23 protein-coding genes and 1 pseudogene are annotated in these 23,828 nt (G+C 37.0%); 23 read left to right on the top strand and 1 reads right to left on the bottom strand.

The annotated features are described in order from the left end of the window. Positions 1-259: 259 nt before the first annotated feature. The 11 genes from GUU89_RS01275 to GUU89_RS01235 all read left to right on the top strand — a co-directional run bounded on the left by GUU89_RS01275 (position 260) and on the right by GUU89_RS01235 (position 10,459). On the top strand, positions 260-883 hold the full coding sequence (locus GUU89_RS01275; RefSeq protein WP_162126238.1) for a sugar transferase: 624 nt from the start codon (positions 260-262) through the stop codon (positions 881-883). Next, a complete protein-coding gene (locus tag GUU89_RS01270) occupies positions 880-1,926 on the top strand; it encodes an ATP-grasp domain-containing protein (protein WP_162126237.1) in 1,047 nt (348 codons plus the stop codon). The genes GUU89_RS01275 and GUU89_RS01270 overlap by 4 nt, the downstream gene beginning before the upstream one ends. Before the next feature lie 2 nt (positions 1,927-1,928). After that, positions 1,929-2,738, top strand: a complete 810-nt coding sequence (locus GUU89_RS01265; protein WP_162126236.1) for an NAD-dependent epimerase/dehydratase family protein — start codon at positions 1,929-1,931, stop codon at positions 2,736-2,738. Then, positions 2,735-3,016, top strand: coding sequence for a metallophosphoesterase family protein (locus GUU89_RS14755; RefSeq protein ID WP_202924428.1), 282 nt, complete (start codon positions 2,735-2,737; stop codon positions 3,014-3,016). The genes GUU89_RS01265 and GUU89_RS14755 overlap by 4 nt, the downstream gene beginning before the upstream one ends. 104 nt (positions 3,017-3,120) lie before the next feature. Continuing rightward, positions 3,121-3,387, top strand: coding sequence for a hypothetical protein (locus tag GUU89_RS14750; protein WP_202924427.1), 267 nt, complete (start codon positions 3,121-3,123; stop codon positions 3,385-3,387). Positions 3,388-3,444: 57 nt separating this feature from the next. Further along, the gene (locus tag GUU89_RS01255; RefSeq protein WP_317163842.1) at positions 3,445-3,942 is read left to right on the top strand and encodes a sugar transferase; all 498 of its coding nucleotides are present in this window, start codon (positions 3,445-3,447) and stop codon (positions 3,940-3,942) included. Positions 3,943-3,961: 19 nt separating this feature from the next. Next, entirely contained in the window at positions 3,962-5,104 is a 1,143-nt protein-coding gene (locus GUU89_RS01250; RefSeq protein WP_162126235.1) for a DegT/DnrJ/EryC1/StrS family aminotransferase, read from the top strand. Positions 5,105-5,149: 45 nt separating this feature from the next. Further along, positions 5,150-5,506, top strand: a complete 357-nt coding sequence (locus GUU89_RS15230) for a hypothetical protein (protein ID WP_317163841.1) — start codon at positions 5,150-5,152, stop codon at positions 5,504-5,506. Between the two features lie 11 nt (positions 5,507-5,517). Further along, the gene (locus tag GUU89_RS01245; RefSeq protein ID WP_317163840.1) at positions 5,518-7,122 is read left to right on the top strand and encodes a polysaccharide biosynthesis protein; all 1,605 of its coding nucleotides are present in this window, start codon (positions 5,518-5,520) and stop codon (positions 7,120-7,122) included. A 142-nt stretch (positions 7,123-7,264) separates the two neighbouring features. Further along, positions 7,265-8,026, top strand: coding sequence for a polysaccharide biosynthesis/export family protein (locus GUU89_RS01240; protein WP_162126234.1), 762 nt, complete (start codon positions 7,265-7,267; stop codon positions 8,024-8,026). Positions 8,027-8,029: 3 nt separating this feature from the next. Beyond that, positions 8,030-10,459 (top strand): GumC family protein, encoded by a 2,430-nt coding sequence (locus tag GUU89_RS01235; protein WP_162126233.1) that lies wholly within the window; start codon positions 8,030-8,032, stop codon positions 10,457-10,459. Positions 10,460-10,462: 3 nt separating this feature from the next. Here GUU89_RS01235 and GUU89_RS01230 read toward each other — a convergent pair whose 3' ends face one another. After that, positions 10,463-11,200, bottom strand: coding sequence for a tyrosine-protein phosphatase (locus GUU89_RS01230; protein WP_162126232.1), 738 nt, complete (start codon positions 11,198-11,200; stop codon positions 10,463-10,465). A gap of 157 nt (positions 11,201-11,357) precedes the next feature. On the opposite strand from GUU89_RS01230, the gene GUU89_RS01225 reads away from it, so the two are divergent. The 12 genes and pseudogenes from GUU89_RS01225 (at position 11,358) to GUU89_RS01170 (ending at position 23,813) form a co-directional block, all read left to right on the top strand. Continuing rightward, positions 11,358-12,215: an ABC transporter permease gene (locus GUU89_RS01225; protein WP_162126231.1), complete on the top strand. Its 858-nt coding sequence runs from the start codon at positions 11,358-11,360 to the stop codon at positions 12,213-12,215. Further along, positions 12,215-12,996, top strand: a pseudogene (locus GUU89_RS01220) (ABC transporter ATP-binding protein); the annotation flags it as partial. The gene GUU89_RS01225 and the pseudogene GUU89_RS01220, both read left to right, overlap by 1 nt. Positions 12,997-13,497: 501 nt before the next feature. Next, the gene (locus GUU89_RS01215; protein ID WP_162126230.1) at positions 13,498-14,397 is read left to right on the top strand and encodes a hypothetical protein; all 900 of its coding nucleotides are present in this window, start codon (positions 13,498-13,500) and stop codon (positions 14,395-14,397) included. Positions 14,398-14,404: 7 nt separating this feature from the next. Beyond that, complete coding sequence (locus tag GUU89_RS01210; RefSeq protein ID WP_162126229.1) at positions 14,405-15,289, top strand: glycosyltransferase family 2 protein; 885 nt, start codon at positions 14,405-14,407, stop codon at positions 15,287-15,289. Then, a complete protein-coding gene (locus GUU89_RS01205; RefSeq protein WP_162126228.1) occupies positions 15,290-16,192 on the top strand; it encodes a glycosyltransferase family protein in 903 nt (300 codons plus the stop codon). Positions 16,193-16,250: 58 nt separating this feature from the next. Further along, the gene (locus GUU89_RS01200) at positions 16,251-17,486 is read left to right on the top strand and encodes a glycosyltransferase family protein (RefSeq protein WP_162126227.1); all 1,236 of its coding nucleotides are present in this window, start codon (positions 16,251-16,253) and stop codon (positions 17,484-17,486) included. Then, positions 17,483-18,394: a glycosyltransferase family 2 protein gene (locus GUU89_RS01195; protein ID WP_162126226.1), complete on the top strand. Its 912-nt coding sequence runs from the start codon at positions 17,483-17,485 to the stop codon at positions 18,392-18,394. Before GUU89_RS01200 ends, GUU89_RS01195 begins: the two co-directional genes overlap by 4 nt. Before the next feature lie 30 nt (positions 18,395-18,424). Then, the gene (locus tag GUU89_RS01190; protein ID WP_162126225.1) at positions 18,425-19,432 is read left to right on the top strand and encodes an N-acetylneuraminate synthase family protein; all 1,008 of its coding nucleotides are present in this window, start codon (positions 18,425-18,427) and stop codon (positions 19,430-19,432) included. After that, the gene (gene neuC / locus GUU89_RS01185) at positions 19,429-20,589 is read left to right on the top strand and encodes a UDP-N-acetylglucosamine 2-epimerase (RefSeq protein ID WP_162126224.1); all 1,161 of its coding nucleotides are present in this window, start codon (positions 19,429-19,431) and stop codon (positions 20,587-20,589) included. The genes GUU89_RS01190 and neuC overlap by 4 nt, the downstream gene beginning before the upstream one ends. Further along, a complete protein-coding gene (locus GUU89_RS01180; RefSeq protein WP_162126223.1) occupies positions 20,589-21,284 on the top strand; it encodes an acylneuraminate cytidylyltransferase family protein in 696 nt (231 codons plus the stop codon). Before neuC ends, GUU89_RS01180 begins: the two co-directional genes overlap by 1 nt. After that, positions 21,285-22,979 carry an asparagine synthase (glutamine-hydrolyzing) gene (asnB, locus tag GUU89_RS01175; protein ID WP_162126222.1) on the top strand — a complete coding sequence of 565 codons (1,695 nt, stop codon included), beginning with the start codon at positions 21,285-21,287 and terminating at the stop codon, positions 22,977-22,979. It begins immediately after the preceding gene. A 9-nt stretch (positions 22,980-22,988) separates the two neighbouring features. Continuing rightward, positions 22,989-23,813, top strand: coding sequence for a hypothetical protein (locus GUU89_RS01170; protein ID WP_162126221.1), 825 nt, complete (start codon positions 22,989-22,991; stop codon positions 23,811-23,813). Positions 23,814-23,828 lie beyond the last annotated feature (15 nt).

Below are 23,828 nucleotides of genomic sequence, written 5' to 3'. Positions count from 1 at the left end.
GTGACGGATTTGTGGAAATTCAGGACTTCTCTCTCATGAATAACAATTCTGATGCAGGAATCGAACTATTGCGTCCATAAGAAAAGACAATACAATTCAATAAGATTTGATAATCAATAAAAAACCTTTCCGGAAACAGAAAGGTTTTTTTTATAATTAAAATAGTTTACTAAAAGGTCCGAATTAATTCTTTTCAATACCCTTAGACAACCTTTTTTTGTTAATTTTACCGCAATGAAAAATGTAGCTTAAAGTTATAATGTATAGAAATTATATAAAACGTTTTATTGATTTTACAGCCTCTCTGATAGGATTCATTATTTTATTTCCGATTTTACTTATAGTCTCAGTATTCCTTTATTTTGCTAATGCCGGAAAACCTTTTTTCGTTCAGTCAAGACCGGGAAAAAATGGAGTCATTTTTAAAATTATTAAGTTTAAAACGATGAACGATAAGAAGGATAAATTTGGTAATCTATTGTCCGATGAAATTCGATTAACTACTATTGGGAAGTTGGTTCGAAAAACTTCTTTAGACGAAATCCCACAATTATTAAATGTTATCAAAGGCGATATGAGCTTGATTGGACCTAGACCGCTATTGCCAAGTTACCTCGATTACTATACGCCTTTTCAACACAGAAGACACGAAGTAAAACCCGGTATAACCGGCTGGACACAGGTCAATGGCAGAAATTCGTTAAGCTGGGACCAAAAATTTGAATTAGATGTGTGGTATGTTGATCATATCTCGTTTGCGTTGGATGTAAAAATTATTATTAAAACCATTCAGAAAATTATCAAAACCAATGAAATCTCAGCCGAAGGTCATGCCACCATGCCGCGTTTTGATGATTTACAAAGGAATAAGACAAACTCATGAAGAAAAATATTCTAGTTACCGGTGCCGGGGCATTGCTCGGACAAGGGATTTTGAGATTATTGCAAATAGCTGATTTTCCTAAAAAAATATACACCGCCGATCCCGATCCGCGTTCCTCAGGGCATTGGCTCGGCGATTACGCTCTGACCATTCCCAAAGTAAACGAAAACGGTTATATTGATGCCATCAAGAAAATTACGGTTGATTATAATATTGACGCCATTTTAGTAGGTACCGATGTAGAGTTGCCGATTTTGGCCCAATACAAAGAGGAATTCCAAACCCAATTTAACTGTAAAGTCATCGTTAGCAATGAAGAAGTAATTGCGATAGCCAATGACAAATTTTTAACCGCTGCTTTTTTACAAAAAAATAATTTCCCCTTTCCGTTTTCGGTGATGGCGAATGATAAAAACAAACTGGCCGAAATAGAACAAAAACTGGGCTTTCCATTATTTGCCAAACCTTTTGACGGCGCTCGTTCTTTGGGTATAAAAAAAATAAACAACCACGACGAACTGATGGAAATTTACCATCCCGACAGTAATTTGGTCGTGCAACAATACCTATCCGAGTCCGATGGCGAATACACCTCAGGTTGTGTGGTAGTAAAAGGGAAATGTAAAGTAGTGGTCACACTCAAACGCGATTTAAGAGACGGCAACACTTACAGAGCTTACCGTGACACTGAAACTTCAAAGTACGATTCGTTTATTATTCCGATTGCCGAAAAGTTAAATGCTGACGGTCCGGTTAATTTTCAGTTCCGAATTCTAAACGGGGAACCGGTAATTTTTGAAATCAACGGACGCTTCAGTGGTACAACGCCTTTACGCCATTTTTTCGGATTTAATGAAGTGGAAGCGTTATTGAAGTACTATTTGTTTGGAGAAGAAATTAAAACACCTGAACTGAAAAACGGCATTGTTTTAAGAACCTGGTCGGATCTTTTTGTAGAAGAACAGGAATTTAATACACTCAAAAACGAAGGTAAATTTGAAGATCTGACTCCAAAGTTTTATAATTTTTCGCTGAAAGAATAAAGATGAAAACAGCTGTAGTTGTTGGTGCCAATGGCTTCCTGGGAAGCGCTTTAGTAAATACATTACTCAATCAGGATTTTGAAGTGATAGCGGTTTATAATGCTAATCATGACAAAATAAATCATAAGGCAAAATTAGTTACTAATGCTGAAATACTAAACTCAGCTATACAGCCCGATTTTATTTTTTACTTATCCGGAAACTATGCCGCTTCTGCCGCTCAATTACAAGAAATCAATGAAACGTTGTCTCACTATGTGTCAACATTTTCCAAGGCCAAAATGGTCTATGTGTCGAGTACCAATGTTTATGGCTCGACTCCCGGAATAGTAACCGAAAATACCCCCTTTACGAACCCCGGATTATATGCTCAGTCAAAATTAGAAGGGGAAATTATTGTAAAAGCAATGCAGCATTTTGCCATCATTCGCTTGGCCTATATTTATGGCCCCGGAATTACCAATAGTTCGTTTATTCCGGCTATTATTCATTCGGCCAAAGAACATAAAAAAATCACCTTGTTCGGTGTTGGAGCACGCGAACAGGATTATATTTATATAGACGATGCGGTTAGCCTATGCATTGCCGGTGCTTTGCAAAGCGAAAACCATATTTATTTAGGAGCTACCGGTGTTTCGGTTTCCAATAAGCAAGTGGCTGAAGAAATTCAAAAACATATACCTTGCAACATTGAGTTTACCGGAGAAGAAAACGGACAATCGTTTTATTTCAATCCGAAACAAACTTTTGAAATACTCCATTGGCGGCCACAAATTGGTATTTCAGAAGGAATAAAGAAAATGTTAGTATGAAAATCATAATCTTTGGCGATGTTCATGGCAATTTGGTGGCCTTGGAAGAATTGTTCCGATTAGAAAAAACGGAATCCGATGCTTTCATCTGCCATGGCGATGTGGTAAATTACGGGCCATGGACGAATGATTGTATTCAGTATTTAAAAGAAATATCTAATGTTACTTTGCTCAAAGGCAATCACGAAAAGTATTTTATTGACGGTTTGTATGACGGTACCAATGAAATTGCACAAGCTTTTTCAAACAGTGTTATGCTCATTTTGATAAAAAACTAATTCCCGAAATTGAGCAATATGGCGAACAAGTAACTATTGGTGCGTATACAATACAACACACGATTAACAAACAGTATATTTTTGCGGATACCGATATTTCGGAATTGGAGATTGATAAAAACTACATGATCGGGCATTCGCATCAGCAATTTTTCAGAGAAAAAGGAGCTTTTAAACTATACAACACAGGGAGTATTGGGCAAAACAGGCAATTCATCAACCAATCCTGCTATTTAAAATACGATACCACTACGCAACAAGTGGAGTTAAAAAGTTATCTTCATGATATTGATAAAGTAATTAATCAAATGAAGTCAGAAAATTATCCGCAATTGTGCCTTGATTATTATTTGTCCAAAAAAAGAAGCTAAGGAAATCATGCTAAAACGACTGTTTGACATATTTTTTGCTGTTTTTGCTTTGTTTTTTTGATAGGGATAATAGTTTTGTTCTGGATTTTGGCCAGCATTGATACTCGGGCTAACGGACTTTTTACACAAGACAGAGTGGGGCAGTTTGGTAAATTGTTTAAGATTTATAAATTGCGGACCATCAATGATGCTGATAATAGCATCTCTGCCTTTGGGGCTTTCTTGCGAAAGTACAAAATAGACGAACTGCCTCAGTTGTGGAATGTATTGTTGGGAAACATGAGTTTCGTAGGGCCAAGACCTGATATACAAGGATACTATGATGCATTGGAAGGTGAGGAGCGCAATATTCTGAAATTAAAACCGGGGATTACGAGTAGGGCATCTATTAAATATTTTAACGAAGAATATCTTTTAGAGCAACAGCAAAACCCGAAACAATACAACGATGAAGTGATTTTCAGAGATAAAGTAAAACTGAATTTAGACTATTATTATCAAGGGAATTCGGTTTCCGAGGATATAAAAATTATAATGGAAACAGTGGTTTTTTGACCACCACAAAATGTAAAAAATGAGCAATTCAAAAATATGGTTGTCGTCTCCGCACATGGGTGGGAGTGAGCAAAAATTTGTACAAGAGGCATTTGATACCAACTGGGTAGCCCCTTTAGGACCCAATGTAACCGGATTTGAAGATGATTTGGAAAATTATTTGGGCGAAGATGTTTTTGTAGCAGCATTAAGTTCCGGGACAGCAGCTTTGCATTTGGCACTAATCATGTTGGATGTAAAACCCGGCGATGAAGTGATTTGTCAAAGCATGACGTTCTCAGCTTCTGCCAATCCGATAGTGTATTTAGGCGCTAAACCTGTTTTTGTAGACAGCGAAACAGAAACCATGAACATATCGCCGGCATTTTTGGAAGAAGCTATTCTTAATGGTATTTCACGAGGCAAAAAGCCGAAAGTTATTGTGATTGTTCATTTATATGGCATGCCTTGTAAAGTGGATGAAGTCAGAGATATTGCCGATAAATACGGAATTCCGATAGTGGAAGATAGTGCCGAAGCGCTGGGCAGTACCTACAAAGGAAAGAAATGCGGAACCTTTGGCGATATTAGTATTTTATCGTTCAACGGAAATAAAATTATTACTACTTCCGGCGGCGGTGCTATGGTTACCAAAACAACAGCACAAAAAAATAAAGCTGTTTTTCTTTCCACTCAAGCCCGTGACAATGCACCGCATTACCAGCACAGTGAAATTGGTTACAATTACAGAATGAGTAATATTTGTGCCGGAATTGGCAGAGGACAGATGGAAGTCTTAGACAAGCATTTAAAGTTGAGAAGAAACATGCATCAGTTTTATATTGATTTGTTTTCCGGAATTGACGGAGTGACTGTTTTTTCAGAACCTAATACTGATTTTTATTCTAACCATTGGCTTTCCTGTGTACAGTTTGATACCACTAAAACCAACGGTATCAACAGAGAGGATTTAAGATTGGCCCTAGAAAAGGAGAACATTGAATCACGCCCGTTGTGGAAACCTATGCACTTGCAACCCGTTTTTAGCGATTGCGCTTTTTTTGGTTCCGATATATCAGAAAACTTGTTTACAAACGGACTTTGTTTACCCTCAAGTTCCAACTTAACTGACAACGATAGAGAAAGAATTACGAAAGTGATTCAGACATTGTTTAACGCATAACTTTTTTACTATTTTTACCACTAAGTAAAAGCAAAAGAATATAATTTGAAAAACAATACAATAACCAATTTTTTCAAAGATTTAGAAGGGTTTTGGTCTAAGATTAATTTAAATTTTAGATTAGAAAACCTTGGCTATTTGCCGAGATGGCTGGTGCTTTTATTTGATATTTTGCTGTTGTTTGTAGCGGCATTAATTACCATGTTGTTCTTTAGAGGATTGCGATTGCACTATATGAAAAATGAGGTGATGTTGGTTGCCTTGTTCTTGTATTTTTGTGTCAATGTGTTTTTCTTTTGGGCCTACAGGACCTATTCCGGTATCATAAGACACTCTTCTTATGTTGATGCTTTGAAATTATTCTTCGCCCAATTTTTTCGTTCTCGTTGTTGTTGGCGGTGAATTACTATTTTATGCTTTTTCATGACCGAAAACTATTTCTCAATACCGGGTTGGTGATTAACGGATTTTTATCGTTTTCCTTTTTATTTCTTTACCGGGTTATTGTCAAACAAACATATGAACGTTACTTCAATTTGGGCGATAGAACCAATTTAACCAAAGCCTTGATTTTTGGTACCGATGCTAATGCTATAGCTTTGGCCAATGCCTTGCAAACTGAAATGCCGAAGCGATTTAAAGTGACCGGTTTTATTGAAAAATCAAGTCAGAATACCACCAAAAGAATACTCAATGCACCCATACTGCACATGAAAGACAGTGCTGCTGTTTTGTTGAAAGAAACCAACAGTGAAGCCTTAATCATTGTAGATAAAAACCTCTCAAAACTCGAACGATCTCAAATTGTGGAAGATTGTTTGGAGATGGGTTTCAAAGTATACACTATTCCGTTACTTGCCGATTTAGAAGGGCAAAAGGAAATTACCAAAAGCATCAAGACGTTTGAGATTCAGGATTTGCTGGAAAGAAAACCAATAGTTTTAGACAACAAAGCCATTTCAAAACAATTGAAAGGCAAAAAAGTAATGGTTACCGGTGCCGCCGGTTCCATAGGAAGCGAAATCGTTCGTCAGGTATTAACTTTTGAGCCGAAAAAAATAATAGTGTTGGATCAGGCCGAGTCGCCTTTGCACGAGTTGAGCCTTGAAATCATGAATGTAAATCCCAATGTGCGTATTGTAAACGTGATTGCTGACATCAGAATTAAGGAAAGCATTGAGCAGATTTTTATAAAATACAAGCCTGAAGTAGTTTACCATGCAGCTGCTTATAAGCACGTTCCTTTGATGGAAGAAAATCCGGCACAAGCCATTTTTACCAATGTTTTAGGGACCAAAAATATAGCTGATTTGGCTTTTGAGCATGATGTAGAGCGCTTTGTTATGGTCTCCACCGATAAAGCGGTTAATCCGAGCAATGTCATGGGAGCCAGTAAAAGGATAGCCGAAAAATATGTGCAGTCTTTAGATTATAAACTCAAAGAAAACGATGAAAACGGCATAAAAACAAAATACATTACAACCCGATTCGGAAATGTTTTAGGCTCTAATGGTTCTGTAGTTCCGTTGTTTACCAGACAAATTCAGGAAGGTGGGCCAATTACCATTACACACCCCGAAATCATTCGTTATTTTATGACCATACCCGAAGCTTGTCAACTGGTTCTCGAAGCCGGTACGATGGGGAATGGAGGTGAAATTTTTATTTTTGATATGGGTGCTCCGGTCAAAATTATCGACTTGGCCAGAAAGATGATTCGACTGGCAGGATTTGTTCCGGATAAAGACATTGAAATCAAAATTATTGGCTTGCGTCCCGGAGAGAAATTATATGAAGAGCTGTTGAACGACACGTCTAAAAATTTGCCAACACACAATGAAAAAATCCTCATCGCCCATGAGAGCATGATAAAGTATGATGAGATAAATAAAGCGTTGACCGAGTTAATTGAAACAGCCCGTTTAAAATCTAATAACGCCATCGTTACTAAAATGAAAAAAATTGTTCCGGAGTATAAAAGTTTGAATTCTATTTATCAGGAGTTAGATGGTATTTAACTCTTTCCCTCAATATTTTTTATAAATGCGTCTAATAATACAGAGATTCCTTTCTGAATTAGGAAATCAAATTGTAGATTTGCAGCGCAACACCATTTTGAATGAATAAGCTAAAATGGTTAACAGATAAATTTTCTAAATTATGATTAAAAAGTTATTTTTCTTATTAATAGCTTCCCTTTTTATCCAGTCATGTGCTAGTAAAAAAGATATTTTATATTACCAGGATATTCAAAATAAATCCCAAGACAACATCAGTTATCTGACTAATAAAGTACAAGTAAACGACATCTTATATATAAAGGTTGCCGCTTTAATTGCGGAATCTGCCGAACCGTTCAATATTCAAATGAGCGCCTTAGGAAACATCAATATTGAAACCTATAAAATTCAAGGGTATTTGGTTTCTCAAAAAGGGACTATTACATTTCCGATTTTAGGTGATATAAAAGTGGCTGACAAAAGCACCGAAGAAATTCAGGATATGCTATCGAAAATGTTGAGCGACAACGGTTATATCAAAGATGCAACGGTAAGTGTGAGAATCATTAACAGCAAAGTAACGGTTCTGGGAGAAGTAAAAGTTCCGGGAACTTACAGTTTCGATGAACAAAATATTTCTTTAAATCAAGCCATTGGCTTTGCCGGCGATTTGACGATAAACGGAGTCAGAAAAGATGTTTTGTTAATCCGAGAAATTAACGGAACCCGAACCTATGTTCGTTTAGATTTAACTTCTTCAGATTGGTTCACCGGACCCTACTATTATGTAAAGCAAAATGATGTAATTATTGTGAATCCGAATGGTCCAAAAGTCTTGACCTCAGGTTATTTGAACAATATTGGAAGCATCGTTGGTTTGCTGTCCTTCTTCGTTACCGTTTTACTATTATTAAAAAAATAATTTATGGACAACAGTCATATCGACTCACATGAAAAAGTGAGTAATTTCAATATCATAGAAGAGTTTTTCAAGTACTTCCGATATTGGTATTACTTTTTAATTTCCGTATTAGTTTGTTTTTTCGCCGTTAAATATTACCTGAATCATACTATTCCGGTTTACGAATCGCAGACGAGTGTTAAAATCATTGACGACTCTAAAAACAGCTTCACTTTGCCTAGCACAGGTTTGTCATTGTTTAGTCGCTCCAAAGTAAACTTAGACAATCAGATTGAGGTTTTGAAATCGTATCGATTATTAGAACAAGTAACCAAGAGTTTAAATCTTAACACGCAGTATTTCAAAGTAAATTATTTCAATAATTTAGAATTATGGAAAAGCCGCCCGTTCAATGTTGAATGGCTGAGTTCCTCTGTAGCCAATGAAAATAAAACCCTAACCATTGAAATTGAATTGCAAAAGGAGGGGTATAGAATCCTGGAAGTTAACGGGAACGACAAAAATGAGTTAGTGCCCTATAATGCCATTCGCAACATAAAAGGAATTCCGTTTAGGTTGTCATTACAAATAGGGGCTAATCCTGAGAAATTTTTTGGGAACCAATATTCAATACGTAAAAGTTCGGTGCAATCTACCGTTGTCGGGTTAGCAGCTGCTTTGAAAATTTCAAATAAAAATGAAAATTCCGATGTCTTAAACCTCTCTATCACCGGAGCCAACAAAGACAAATCGGAGGCCATTTTAAATGAAATTATCAAGCAGTTTGATATTGATGGTTTGAATGACAGACGTTTGGTTTCGCAAAGAACCATTGAGTTTGTGAACGAGCGTTTCAAATCTTTGGAAAAAGAATTAGATTCAATTGAAACTCGAAAAGCCAACTATAAACGCAACAAAGAATTAACCTTCTTAGAAGCCGATGCTGCCTCAGTAACCGATAGTAAAATAACAGCCAAAAACGATGTTTTTCAAACTGAAACACAAATTGCATTATCTAAACTTTTAGAACAATCGGTTAAATCGGATAAGAATTTAAGTTTGTTGCCAACAAATATCGGAGTGTTGAATACCGATATCAATACGTTGATTAACACTTTTAATACGTTTGTGTTGCAACGCGACAGGTTATTGGTAAGTGCCGGTGAAAACAACCCGAATGCCAAAATCCTGAAGAGCAAATTAGCTGATCTTCAGGTTAATATTTTGCAAACCATCAAGGATTACCAACAAGAATTGGAAGTTTCTTTAGCTAAAAATAACATTGTTAAGAAGGCTACGATGAGCAAGTTCAGTGAAATTCCGTTTGATGAAAAAGTCCTCGTTGGTATAGATCGAAATAAAAATATCAAAGAAGCACTTTACATTCTTTTATTGCAAAAAAGAGAAGAAGCAGCAGTGAATTTGGCTATTACTTCTTCATCGATAAAAGTGATTGATTATGCTTTGACCAACTCGATTCCAGCTTCGCCAAAAAGAGGAACCTATTTTATGGCTTCCATAATTGTTGGTTTGTTATTGCCTTTCTTAATCATTTACATCAGCTTTTTGTTGGATGATAAAGTACATAACATTGAAGATATTTCGAAATTTGCTCGAGGTAAAATAATCCTTTCCGAGATTCCGCATATTGATCATGCCGAGAAACTAACTACTTTCAATGATAGGTCTATACTTGGGGAATCCTTCAGGATACTCCGAACCAATTTGACGTATATTTTACCGTTGAAAGTTGATAAACAAGGACAGACTATTTTGGTGGCATCCACGATAAAAGGAGAAGGAAAAACATTTACGGCAATCAACTTGTCTATTTCGTTTGCCATCATGAACAAAAAAGTGTTGTTGATTGGGGCCGATTTAAGAAACCCTCAGTTGCACCAATACTTAAGCACCAATAAAAATGAATTAGGACTTCAGGATTATCTTCATGATCCTTCTGTTGATTGGCATAACATTATCAAAAAAGACCAATTGGATAACCCGAATTTAGATATTATATTATCGGGAAGAATACCGCCAAACCCTGCTGAATTATTATCGAATGGCCGTAAAGAAATCTTACTAAACGAAGCCAAAAAAGAGTACGACTTAATCATCATTGATAGCGCGCCGACCTTATTGGTTACAGATACCTTGTTGATTTCTCAGTTTGTGGATGCTACTTTGTATGTGGTTAGAGCCGACTTTACTCCGAAGAAATTGATTCCGTTCTCGGTGAATTTAAGCAACCGCGAGAAATTGAAAAACATGACTTATGTAATCAATAATGTGGGATTAAATTATGGTTACGGGTACAAATACGGCTACAGCTATAAATACAAATATAACTATGCTTATGGCTATGGTTATGGCTATGCAGCTGATATGAATAACAGAAAGTCGTTGGTAAAACGGTTTAAGTCCTTATTCAAAAAGAAGAATAAAGAAGCCTAAAACTTAAAAATCAAAAAAGGAGTTGTTCTGAAAAATCGTAGACAAATGTTTATGGTTTTTCAGGACAACTTTTTTTCTAATATAATCCAAATGTCTGCTGTGGTGTACATCCGAACCAACAAAATCAATTAGATCATGGGCCAAAAGATAATCAGCTGCTTTGCTCACGTTGGCACCATAGTAGCCCGTTGCCGATAACATATTCAACTGAAAAAGACAACCGGCATTTTTTAACTTTTGATATTCCTGTAAAGTGTGATGGTAAAAGTTATACCGTTCAGGATGTGCCAAAACGGGTCTGTAACCACAGGTTTGCAGTTCAAATAAAATATCGTATAACTGAATAGGGGCGCTCAAATAGGATATCTCCACCAAAACATAATTATCGCGCAAGGTTAATAAAGGCTCGTTTTTAAATAGCTCCCGAAACTCGGCATCAATCATGTATTCCGCAGCCGCACTAAAGCGCTCTTTTATAGTCGAAATGGGTAACTCAGCGATAGTGTTTTCCAATTTTTCCTCAATGCCTGGTTTGGTGTTATTCCATACGCCACTCATAATGTGAGGGGTAGTGATAAATTTGGTAAAACCTAAACTTTCTAAACCATTTATAAGTTTAACCGTGTCTTCAATTGTCGAAGCACCATCGTCAATTCCCGGTAATAAATGTGAGTGAATATCAACATAATCATCGGGGATGAAGTCAAGTAAAAAGGGCTTAGGTTTAAAAAAATGTATCAAAACGGAAATTTTAGTTTGCAAAATTAATCAAATAAAAATCGATTTAGTCAATTATGTTCTAATACTAAATAAATCAACACTTTTGTTTTTAAAAAGGGAGCCTAATTTATATATTTGCAAGTGCCATAAAAGGCAAATATTAACTACCAAGACAATAATGAACAATAAAAGTCAATCACAAGATTGGGATTTAGTTATAAAAGGACGCACCTCACTTTTTGATGTTAAATTCAAAGATATTTGGAATTATAGAGACTTGCTTTTTCTGTTTGTCAAAAGAGATTTCATCAGCTTTTACAAACAAACGGTGCTGGGACCGCTTTGGTTTTTTATACAGCCTATTTTTACCACTTTTGTTTTCACCTTTGTTTTTGGAAACCTTGCTGGTATCAGTACTGATGGTCTGCCACAATACTTGTTTTATCTTTCGGGCATTACAGCCTGGGGTTATTTTTCTGATTGCTTGAATAAAACAAGTACTGTATTTAAAGATAACGCCGGGATATTTGGTAAAGTATATTTCCCTCGTTTGATTATGCCCTTGAGTATTGTTTGTAGTAATCTGGTGCGTTTCGGAGTGCAGTTGTTACTTTTTTTATTGATGATGGCTTATTTTGCATTCAAAGGAGCTGATTTTCATATGACCACTGGTATTTTCCTTTTTCCGTTTTTGATAGTATTAATGGCTTTTTTAGGATTAGGTTCCGGTTTGATTATCACAGCCATTACTACCAAATATAAAGATTTAACGTTCCTGGTGACTTTTGGTGTGCAGTTGTTGATGTACGGCACCACCGTAATTTATCCGCTAAGCACGGTACCGGAAGCTTATAAAAAATACATCGAATTAAATCCAATGACAGGCATAATCGAAGCGTTTCGGTATGCTTTTTTAGGCAAAGGAGAATTTACGATTTGGAGTATTGGTTATTCAACAGTATTCACTATCATCATCCTTTTTCTGGGAATCATTATTTTTAATAAAACCGAAAAAAACTTCGTTGACACCATCTAATGAGTAAGCCAATTATAAAAGTTGAAAACCTGTCCAAAGCCTATCAAATCGGACAAATCGGAACAGGAACCATCTCCCGCGATATCGAACGTTTTTGGTTGACAAAAGTGCTCGGTAAAGAAGACCCGTTTCTGAAAATTGGTGAGGTTAACGACAAAGGCATCAAAGGGCTAGTGATATAGTTTGGTCCTTAAGAGATATCAATTTTGAAATCAATCAAGGGGATGCCGTGGGGATTATTGGTAAAAATGGTGCCGGAAAAAGTACTCTTTTAAAATTATTATCCAGAGTTACCGGACCAACAGCAGGTGAAATAAAAGTCAAAGGACGTATTGCCAGTTTGCTTGAAGTTGGAACTGGCTTTCATCCCGAATTATCCGGAAGAGAAAATATTTATCTCAACGGAGCCATTCTCGGCATGCGTAAAAAAGAAATTACCCGAAAGTTGGATGAAATCATCGACTTTTCAGGTGTAGAAAGATATATTGATACGCCGGTAAAACGCTACTCTTCGGGAATGTATGTGCGATTAGCTTTTGCTGTGGCTGCTCACCTTGAAAGTGAAATCCTGATTGTTGACGAAGTGTTGGCGGTGGGTGATGCCGAGTTTCAAAAAAAATGCCTCGGAAAAATGGGGGATATTAGCAAGGGACAAGGAAGAACCGTTTTGTTCGTAAGCCACAACATGGCCGCAGTAAAAAGCTTGTGCACACGTGGTATTGTTCTTGAAAATGGGATGCTGGTTTATGATGGAGACGCTTCAAGTTCAATTGATGTTTATTCTACGAAAATAGTCGAAACCCTAACCGCAAGTCCTATACATAAAGCATATTCAACCCGAATGCTGGTCAATGACTTTTCCGCCTTTAACAATGGTAAAAAAGTCAATCACGGCGCTACAATTTTATTAGGCCAGAAGCTTTCGTTTACGGTCAGTATTTCAATTTTAGATACTATCAGCGAACTTTCCATAGCTATGGATGTTTTAAACAACAGTGGCGAGTTGATTTCGCATATTACTAATGAAGATGATAATATGTATTTCAAAAAATTGAAACCGGAACCACGCTTGAAATCCAAATCAATACAGCGGAACTCTTGTTTATTCCCGGACAATACAGCATCAATTTTTGGGCAGGTATAGGACATATGGAAACTCTTTATGAAATTAAAAGTTGCTTTGCTTTCGATTTAGAGCAAAGTAGTTTTACCAAAAGAACCAAAGATTTGCCAAAGCATTCGAGGGTTTACTTACATACGCAATGGACCTCAAGCTAAAATAATGATTAAAGTCGGATTTTTGGTTTCGTATGATTATGAGCTCTTGCCTACAGCTCTGAAGCAGGTATACGACTATGCGGATAAAATTTACCTATCAGTTGACGTCGAAAAAAAAACATGGAGTGGTAATCCGATTGTCATTCCGGATAGTTTTTATGCCGAGTTAGCCGCTTTAGATGTGGCCCAAAAAATAGAATTTCATTCAGAGGTATTTTACATTCCTGAATTAACCCCAATTCAGTGTGAAACCCGACAGCGCAATCTCTTGGCCAAACGCATGGGCAAAGGGTGGATTATTCAATTGGATTCGGATGAATATGTACTGCATTTTAAAGAGTTAGCGGCCTACTTAAAACGACATTCTTATCTGCTTTGGTTTTCGTTTCTTTTTCCGGTAACCTTGCAAGGAAATATGATTACTTTGTTCAGAGAAACTGCCTCGGGTTACCTGATTATCAATAAAAAGGATAAATTTAATTTTATTACGAACCATCCAAAATATTCCGCCGCCAGAAACAATTATAAGATTACAAAATTACCCTTAACCATTGATGTGGTTCATCAATCATGGGCAAGGTCAGAAAGTGAAATAGTTACTAAAATAAATAATTGGGGACACCGTGATGATTTTGATACGGCAAAATTTCTAGCTTTCTGGAAGAATATTAATGAAGAAAACTATAAAGAGTTTGTTGATTTTCATCCGTTGGACAGGATTTCTTGGGATTTCCTGCTTTTCAAAAAAGCCGCCAATATTGATGAGCTACTAACAAGTTTAGAACAAAATGCTCCTAAAAGTTTCGGCAAAATAGCAATAACACAAATTGCCATAGAAAATCTGATAGTACAGATAAAAATTGGGGTGAACATTGTCAAAAGAATCATCAGAAAGCTCAAATAACAATAGTATGGACCTCTCATTTATTATTGTAAATTTTAATACCGATGCTTTAACACTGCAAGCTGTGAATTCTGTTTTTGAATTTACTGTCGGTTTGCAATGTGAAGTTATCGTAGTGGACAATAATTCAAGAGCTACCCAGTTGAACACGCTTTTAGAAGGTAAAAAAAATGTGCAGTTTATAGCGTTGAGCGAAAACTTGGGTTTTGGAAAAGCTAATAACAAAGCATTGCCGTTCTGCAAAGGGAAATATATTTTTCTGTTAAATTCTGATGCCTATTTGATTGATGACGGTATAAAACAATTGTTTGGGTTTATGGAAGCGGAGGCCAATTCGGATGTCGCCATTTGCGGAACCAATCTCATCGATGGAAATCATCAGCCCAATCTTTGTTACGGTAATTTTTTAACCGAAGACAAATTGTTGTATGACTTAGGATTGAAGAAAATTAAAGACGCAGCCTATTTGAAACAAATAAATGCCATTTCCAAAAAATGCGATTTTGATCACCCGACAGAAGTTGATTATGTTTCGGGTGCCGCTCTACTAATCAGAAAAGAAAAAATTCAGTCATTAGGATTGTTTGATCCTCGATTTCACATGTATTATGAAGATATGGAATTGTGTTATCGATATATAAAAAATGGCTGTAAAGTAGTATTAAATCCCAAAGTGACACTGGTGCATTTAGGAGGAAAATCGACTTTTTTGAATGGTTTTGATATCAACCGTGTAACGATGATGGTGCTTAAAAGCAAATACATCTTTACTTTAAATTTTCTATCTCCGACAAAAGCTTATTTTTACTATTTACTAAGTATAATTTTATTCCAGTATAAACGCATGGTGAATACTGTAAAATCATTCATAATCAAAATAGTACGACGATAAATGAAAAGAATAGTATTGTTTTCTTCCGTTCGCAAACCCAAGGAAATTCTCGAAATTTCGTTGCATTCTTATGTAAATCTCAAACAAGAAGGATTTACGTTAGATTTTCTGTTTTATGATGACGCTGATAACGAGGAAGATAGTGCTTTCTTGCATGCTTTTTGTCAAGCAAATCAGTGTAAACTATTCCCCAAAATAGCCATGCCGTCAACTGATTATAATCATCATAACTGGAACGTTTCAAGAATTGACCGTATCATTGAAATCAAGAATAAAGCAATTCAGTATGCACTGGAGGAAAAGTACGATTATTTGTTTTTAGTCGATTCCGATTTGGTGTTGCATCCTATGACATTGTCCCATTTAGTGAGTCAAAAGGAGCATTTTATCTTTGAAGTTTTCTGGACGCTTTTCTTTAGACAAACATTTCATAAACCCAACGCTTGGGACTATCATTCGTGGGCTTACAGCGGTCCTGAAACCCTACTGAAATTAAGTAAAAAAGGAAAGTATGTTGTAGGTGGTGGCGGTGCTTGTACTTTGTTGACCAATGAAATTTTATCCAAAAACGTAAACTTTGACCGCTTGTTGAGTTTAAGTTTTCAGGGAGAAGACCGTCATTTTTGTACTCGTGCGCAGGCCTTAGGCTATGATGTGGTGGTAGATACACACTATCCGGCCTATCACATTTTTTTAGAAGAGCAATGTAAGGAAGCCAAAGAATGGTACACCAACGGTTGCAATCCTGACTTTTTCAATCAATGGTTGGATGAGCATTGGCAACAAAAAGTGACAGCCTCATTTGAAGTGCCTGAATTAGGATTTTTGATGAAACTGAAACACTTTCAGTATGAAGTCAGACATTTGTTTTTACGAACTTTCCGCAAAGACAAAAAATCTTAGTTTCCTTTCAAAATAAGACTTCGAAAGCCATAATAAAATATTTAGTACATTCGCAAGCATGAAAATCTTAGTCATATCAGAATCTATAAATGTCGAAGACAGCAGTGGCTCCAAAGTAAATGTGGCTTTAATTTCCAATTTAAAAAAAGCCGGTTTTCAACTCAAAGTTCTGCATTATTCACATAAAAAAATTGATTTAGAAGATATTGAATGCGTGTTGATTAAAGAAAATAAATTCTCTTTAAATTACGTGTTATCCAGAGCAGTAAGGGTCTTTCAGCGAAATACCAAAATGTACATCAATACCTATTTAGAAAAAGTTTTCGGGTTTTCGTTTACCCATACCAACGATACCAATTCTATAAAAAGAGGGATAAAAAAACACTTGGGCTTCAATCCTGATTTAGTACTAACTCTCAGCAAAGGGAGTAGTTTCAGACCACACCGAGCGATGTTGAAATTACCTGAATTACACCAAAAATGGATGGCATATATACACGACCCTTACCCGTTTCACATGTATCCCCGTCCTTATAATTGGGTTGAAAAAAGTTATGAAGTTAAAGAAGCATTTGTTTCGGCGATAACGCAAAAATCAGCTCATTTGGCTTTTCCGAGTTTACTTTTAAAAGAATGGATGGAGAGTTATTTTCCGTCAGTAGCCAATAAAAGTGTCATCATTCCACACCAAATTAAAACAGAAACTCAAACGGCTCCGTTGCCCGATTTTTTTACCCGTAACGAATTTTCGCTTCTGCACGCAGGCCATCTGCTTAAACAACGCAATCCTGTATTTTTAATCGAAGGATTTCTTCGTTTTTTGGATAACCATCCTTCAGCAAGATCAGAAGCTAAACTCTATTTGATTGGTAGTCATTCTTACCATGAGCCTGTTTTAAAACCTTATTTCAACCACCCGAACATTAGTATTAAAGATTATTTAGAATACAAAGTAGTACAAGCCTTAGAAAAGGAAGTTCCTATCAATATTATTTTGGAAGCGGTGTCAGAGATTAGTCCATTTTTACCCGGAAAATTTCCCAATTGTGTCGTAGCCAACAAGCCTATATTGATTTTGGGGCCTTATTACAGCGAGGTCAAGCGGTTGTTAGGCCATCAATATCCCTATTGGTCAGAAGCGAATGATGTAATGGCGATTGAGAAAAATATTTCGGAATTGTATACAATTTGGAAAAACAACCCGGAAGAATTGCGCTTGAACCGTCAGGATTTAATTGATTATTCTACAGAGGTTAATTTGAAACAAACGCTCGATAAAATCCTGTTGAAATGAATCCGATCAAATTTTCAATAGTAATTACCACTAAAAACCGACTTGATGAATTAAAAATCACTTTAAAAAAGATTGATTATTTATTCAAGAAAAATGATGTAGAAGTGCTACTCTACGATGACGGTTCCAATGACGGCACATCAGACTATATAAAAGAAAATTACCCCGGAATTCTTCTTTTCAGAAATGAAAAAGCTAAAGGACTTATCTATAACAGAAATCGTTTAAACAAAATGGCCAAAGGGGATTATTTGATTTCCTTAGATGATGACTTGCATTTTTTGGTACAAAATCCGTTAGAAATTATTGAAAACTATTTCGAACAAAACAGCCGTTGCGGTGTAGTTTCTTTTCGAATTTTTTGGTCAAAACAAGAACCCGAATCGCATTTTACAAATGATCAACCCGAAATAGTGAAAAGTTTTGCCGGCGGTGCGCATGGTTTTCGAAAAACCGCTTGGGATGCCATTCCGGATTATCCCGATTGGTATGAGTTTTATGGCGAAGAAACATTTGCGGCTATGAACTTATTTAAAAGGGATTGGGAAGTTCATTATTTGCCCGAAATCCTAGTTAATCATCGCGTAGAATTAAAAAAGCGAGCCATTGCCAATAACGATTTTGGCCTTCGTTTTCGCAGAGCCATTCGCGCAGATTGGTTTAATATGCTGTTGCTTTACCCGCTTAGCAAAATCCCCAGAATTTTACTCTATTCCATCTGGATGCAATACAAAACCAAAATTTTCAAAGGCGATTTCAGAGTGATTAAACCGTTGTTTTTGGCCAAATTAGATTTGATTACCCATTTCAGAAAAATTGTTAAGTATCGAAATCCGCTACCCCTTGAAGTGTATCAGAAATACACAAAATTAAAAGAAGCAAAAATTTATTGGAAACCGGAAAATTAGTTACTTTTACTTCCTTTCAACGGATTTTTAATGAAAACCAAACCCTATTTAATTGCTGAAATTGCTCAAGCTCACGACGGAAGTTTGGGTGTGTTGCATGCTTACATCGATGCTGTTGCCAAAACCGGCGTTCAGGCGATTAAGTTTCAAATGCATATAGCCGAAGCCGAAAGTAGTATACACGAGCCATTTCGGGTAAAATTTTCGAAAGAAGATGCCACGCGTTACGACTATTGGAAACGAATGGAATTTTCACTTAGCCAATGGAAGGATATTAAAAAGCATTGTGATGAGGTGAATTTAGATTTTATTTGTTCTCCTTTCAGCAACTTAGCTGTTGATTGGCTCGAAGAAGTGGGAGTGCATACTTATAAAATAGGTTCGGGGGAAGTGACCAATTTTCTTTTATTGGAAAAAATCACCCAAACCGGAAAACCCATTATCCTTTCTTCAGGGATGAGCAGTTTTGCTGAATTAGACAAAACAATTGAATTCCTTAGGGGTAAGGAAGCCAACTTTTCCATCTTGCAATGCACTACAGCCTACCCAACAAAACCGGAAGAGTACGGACTTAATGTTGTCAAGGAACTAAAAGAACGCTATCAGGTTCCTGTTGGTTTTTCCGATCATTCGGCCAAAATAGCCACCGGAATAGCCGCCGTAGCACTGGGTGCTGAAATCCTGGAATTTCATGTGGTTTTCCATCGTGACCTTTTCGGACCGGATGCCATTGCCTCTTTAACTATAGAGGAAACAAAGGCATTAGCCGAAGCAGTTCATGCGATTCATTTGGCACAAAACAACCCGATAGATAAAAACAACAACGACAGTTTCAAAACATTGAAGACTATCTTTGAAAAATCGTTGGCTGTAAATAAAAATTTACCCAAAGGCCATGTACTTTCCTTCAACGATTTGGAAAGTAAAAAACCCAGCGGATATGGCATCTCTGCTACCAATTTCCAATCAGTTATCGGCAGAAAATTAAAAAGTGATAAGTCCCAATGGGATTTTTTGAATGAAGAAGATTTAGCATGAGTACAAAAAGAAAAATAGCGGTGGTCATCACAGCAAGGCCTTCTTATAGTAGAGTTAAAACCGTTTTAACGGCTATCCAAAAACACCCCGAATTGGAGTTGCAACTCATCATTGCGGCCTCCGCTTTGTTGGATAGGTATGGAAGTGCTGTAAATTATATAGAAAAAGATGGATTTGAAATTGCGGCCAAAGTGTTCAATGTTTTGGAAGGAGAAAATCTAACTGCCGCTGCCAAAACTACCGGTATCGGAATTTTAGAATTATCAACGGTTTTCGATAATCTTCGACCGGATATAGTAGTAACCGTTGCCGATCGATTTGAAACCATGGCAACCGCTATTTCAGCTTCGTTTATGAATATTCCGCTCGCGCATATTCAAGGAGGAGAAGTGACCGGAAACATTGATGAAAAAGTAAGACATTCTATTACCAAACTGGCGGATTACCATTTTGTAGCTTCTGAAAATGCCAAGCAAAGAGTCATTCAACTAGGCGAAAATGAAACCATGGTTTTCAACACCGGCTGTCCTTCCATTGATATTGCCCAAGAAGTTTCAAAGCATACGCAGCTCACTTTTAATCCGTATGAAAAATACGGTGGAGTGGGTTCGCAACCCGATTTGAGTAAAGGCTACATGGTTGTTATGCAACATCCGGTAACCAATGAATACCAAGATTCTCGTAAGCATGTCGAAGCGACTTTGCGTGCTATACAAACCATCAATAAACCAACGTTGTGGTTTTGGCCCAATGTGGATGCTGGTGCCGATGGAACCTCTTCAGGTATTCGTTCTTTCCGAGAAAAATATAAAATGGAAAATGTCCATTTCTTCAAAAATATGGAAGGCGACGATTTCCTGAATCTGCTGAATGCTTCTCTTTGCCTAATCGGAAATTCCAGCGTTGGGATTCGTGAATGTGCTTATTTAGGCGTTCCGGTAGTCAATATCGGTTCGCGCCAAAATCGCCGTGATCGTGGAGAAAATGTAGTCGATGTTTCTTATGATGAAACCGAAATTGTAAACGCAATTACTTCAATTTTAAAAGAAAATAACCGCCCAAAATCAGCCGTATACGGTGGCGGAAATGCCGGCAAAAAAATTGCCTTATTGCTCAAAGAATTACCGTTACAATTTCATAAAACCATTACCTATTAATGAGAATTCTAGGCATCATACCAGCTCGTGGCGGTTCTAAGGGCGTTCCCCGAAAAAACATCAAGTTATTAGGCAAAATGCCTTTGATAGAATATACCATACTGGCAGCCAAAGAGTCTAAATTACTGACCGATACTATTGTTTCTACGGATGATGAGGAAATTGCCATTGCTGCTGAAATTTCCGGATGCAAACCGCCATTTATCCGTCCGTCCGAACTGGCTCAGGATACTTCAACCTCTATAGAAGTGGTGCAGCACGCCATTGAATTTTTTGAAAAACAAAACATTTTTTTTGATGCGATTTGTTTGCTGCAACCTACCAGCCCATTCAGAGAAGAAGGGTTTATTGATGTTGCCATTAAAAAATTTGTAGCAAGTCAAGCCGATTCCTTAGTGAGTGTTTTGCCCGTACCGCATGAGTACAATCCGCATTGGACCTTTGAAGAAACCGAAAGGGGTTTGCTTACAATAGCAACGGGTGACAAAATCATAATTCCGAGACGACAAGAATTGCCAAAAGCCTATCACCGTGACGGCTCCGTTTATATTGCCAAAACTTCAGTGATTAAAAAAGGAACGTTCTATGGCGCATCAATAGCTTACATTGAAAGTAATCCCGATTTTTACGTCAATATTGATACCATGGAAGATTGGAAGCAAGCCGAAGCATTAATTATCAAATTGGGTTTGTAAATGTGTGGCATAACCGGAATCATTGGACACAAAGCCAATCAGCAAAATATAGTAAGCATGCTCGAAGCCCAAAAGCATCGGGGACCTGATTTTACTGATTTTTGGCTCCAAGATGGCATCGTAGCTCTTGGCCACAACCGTTTAAGTATTATCGATTTAACGGAAAATGCCAACCAACCTTTTTTTAGCGATTGCGGCAATTATGTACTAGTTTTCAATGGCGAAATCTACAATTATTTAGAACTTAGAAAAGAACTTCAATCCCGCTATACTTTCAAAACACAATCGGATACCGAAGTTTTGCTGAACGCTTACCGCGAATGGGGAGAGGATTGTTTGTCCCGTTGTAACGGCATGTTTTCGTTTGCGATTTGGAATAAGAAAGAACAAAGTTTGTTTGCTGCCCGCGACCGTTTTGGCGTCAAGCCGTTTCATTATTTTTGGGAGGGTAATGATTTTATTTTTGCTTCCGAAATCAATCCGTTTTGGACCGTAAGTATTCCCAAAATACCAAATGACAACGTCTGGCTTCATTATTTCTCCGATGGAAGTTATGGTCAACCTGATGAAACTTTTTGGCAGCATATTCAGCAATTGCCCGGTGGTCATTCATTGACTTTAAAAAATAAGCAACTGAAGATCAAAAAATGGTATCATTTTGAAGAACGTGCTGTGCATCTTCAGTCTCATTTTGAAAAAAACGAAGAAGATTATATTACGAACCTGCTTTTAAAAGCGATTAATTTTCGTTTCAGAGCCGATGTGCCGGTGGGATTTAATTTGAGTGGAGGTCTGGATTCGAGTACATTATTAGCTTTGATTGACCAACAGGATATTGACAAATCAGCTGTCGAAGCTTTCACTTTTGTGACCCATGACGAAAGATATGATGAATTGACTTGGGTAAAAGCCATGCTCGAAAAACGACCGTATCATTTGAATGTATGTGCGCTTTCGGTTAAAGAAATTCCTGATTTGGCAATGAAAATGGCACAGCATCAGGCCGAACCTTACGGAGGTATTCCAACCTTGGCTTACTCGAAAATTTTTCAAACAGCAGCTCAAAAAGGTGTGAAAGTGTTGCTCGACGGACAAGGTGCTGATGAAGCTTGGGCAGGGTATGATTACTATAGCAATAATTCTCAAAGTATTGTTCAAGGCGTTGCCAAATTTCCGTTTAGAACCAATGTCTTGGATGGGGATTTTACTAAAGGATATTCGAAAACAACCTATCCAAAACCTTTTGATGACGATTTGCTGAATCTGCAGTACCGCGATTTATTTTATACAAAGATTCCGCGTGCTTTGCGTTTTAATGATAGGGTTTCCATGTTGTACGGCACTGAATTACGAGAGCCTTTCTTGGATTATGAATTGGTTGAATATGTCTTCTGTCGCCCCAAAGAGTTTAAAATTAAAGAAGGCATTCAAAAGTGGATGCTGCGAAAAATAGCCGAACAGTTTTTGCAAAAAGATTTGGTTTTGGCACCCAAACGCCCATTACAAACTCCGCAACGAGAATGGCTTTCGGAGGATTTGAAAGAGTGGGTGACAGCCGAAGTGGACCTCCTGAAAAATAATAATTGGTTTGCAAAAACAGCCTTGCAAAAGGAACTGGAAAATTTTTATAACGGAGACAATCAAAGCAGTTTCCATATTTGGCAATGGGTCAATGCCGCTCAGTTGTTGAAATAATTACAGAAAATGACAGATCATCGCAACATCGCTATTATAACCACACTTATTAATAAAGAGTTATATAAAAAAAGCGCCCAATTGTTCCCTGAAAATATTCAGAAATACGTGATTGAAGGCAGTAAAGGGATGTTTGCTATAGACAGTATTTACTATATGATGAAAAAGCTCAAGGGCAAAGGTATTGAGTGGCTCATCATGGCCGATGAAGACGTCCTTTTTATACATCCGGATGGCGTTTATGCCATTATTGATTCTTTACAAAAAAATGATTTCATTTTGTGTGGTGTTCGTGACGGCGGTCAGATTAAAACCAGAAAGCAAAGCCCGTATGCTATTAATACATTCTTTTCGGTAATCAATTTCAAAAAGCTGGAGCAACTTTGGGACAGCAGTGCGGTGGGCAAAAATCAGTATATTTTGCCTAATGAATTTCAGGAAGACCTTGCGGCATTACAAGAAGAATATGATAATACGAGTCTTTTTGAACCGTACTATTGTTTTTATTTTTGGCTCAGAAGAATGGGCGAGAAAATACTTTTTCTGGAAGCGAGTGAACCTTTTGAAGGTGACGGTTTAACGACTTTGGTTTTTGATACTAATGGCAAGGAACTGTTATACCATACTTGGTATGCTCGATCTTATGGTGAAAGCGAAAAACATACACAACGAATAGACAAAGTGTTTGATTTGATTAAATTTGATGACACAAAAAATCCCGAGTACATTTATTTTTATGATAAACTGTTTTATTTCAAAAAACATTGGAGGAAAAACAGTATTCGGGTGAAAATGAAAATAGAATTGCTATTTAATAAATTAAGACGAAAATAGCCTTTAAATACTTAT

This window comes from Flavobacterium phycosphaerae (genome assembly GCF_010119235.1).
Classification (GTDB): Bacteria; Bacteroidota; Bacteroidia; order Flavobacteriales; family Flavobacteriaceae; genus Flavobacterium; species Flavobacterium phycosphaerae.
Note: the sequence above shows the minus strand (reverse complement) of the source record. Positions and strands in the feature narration are given on the sequence as shown.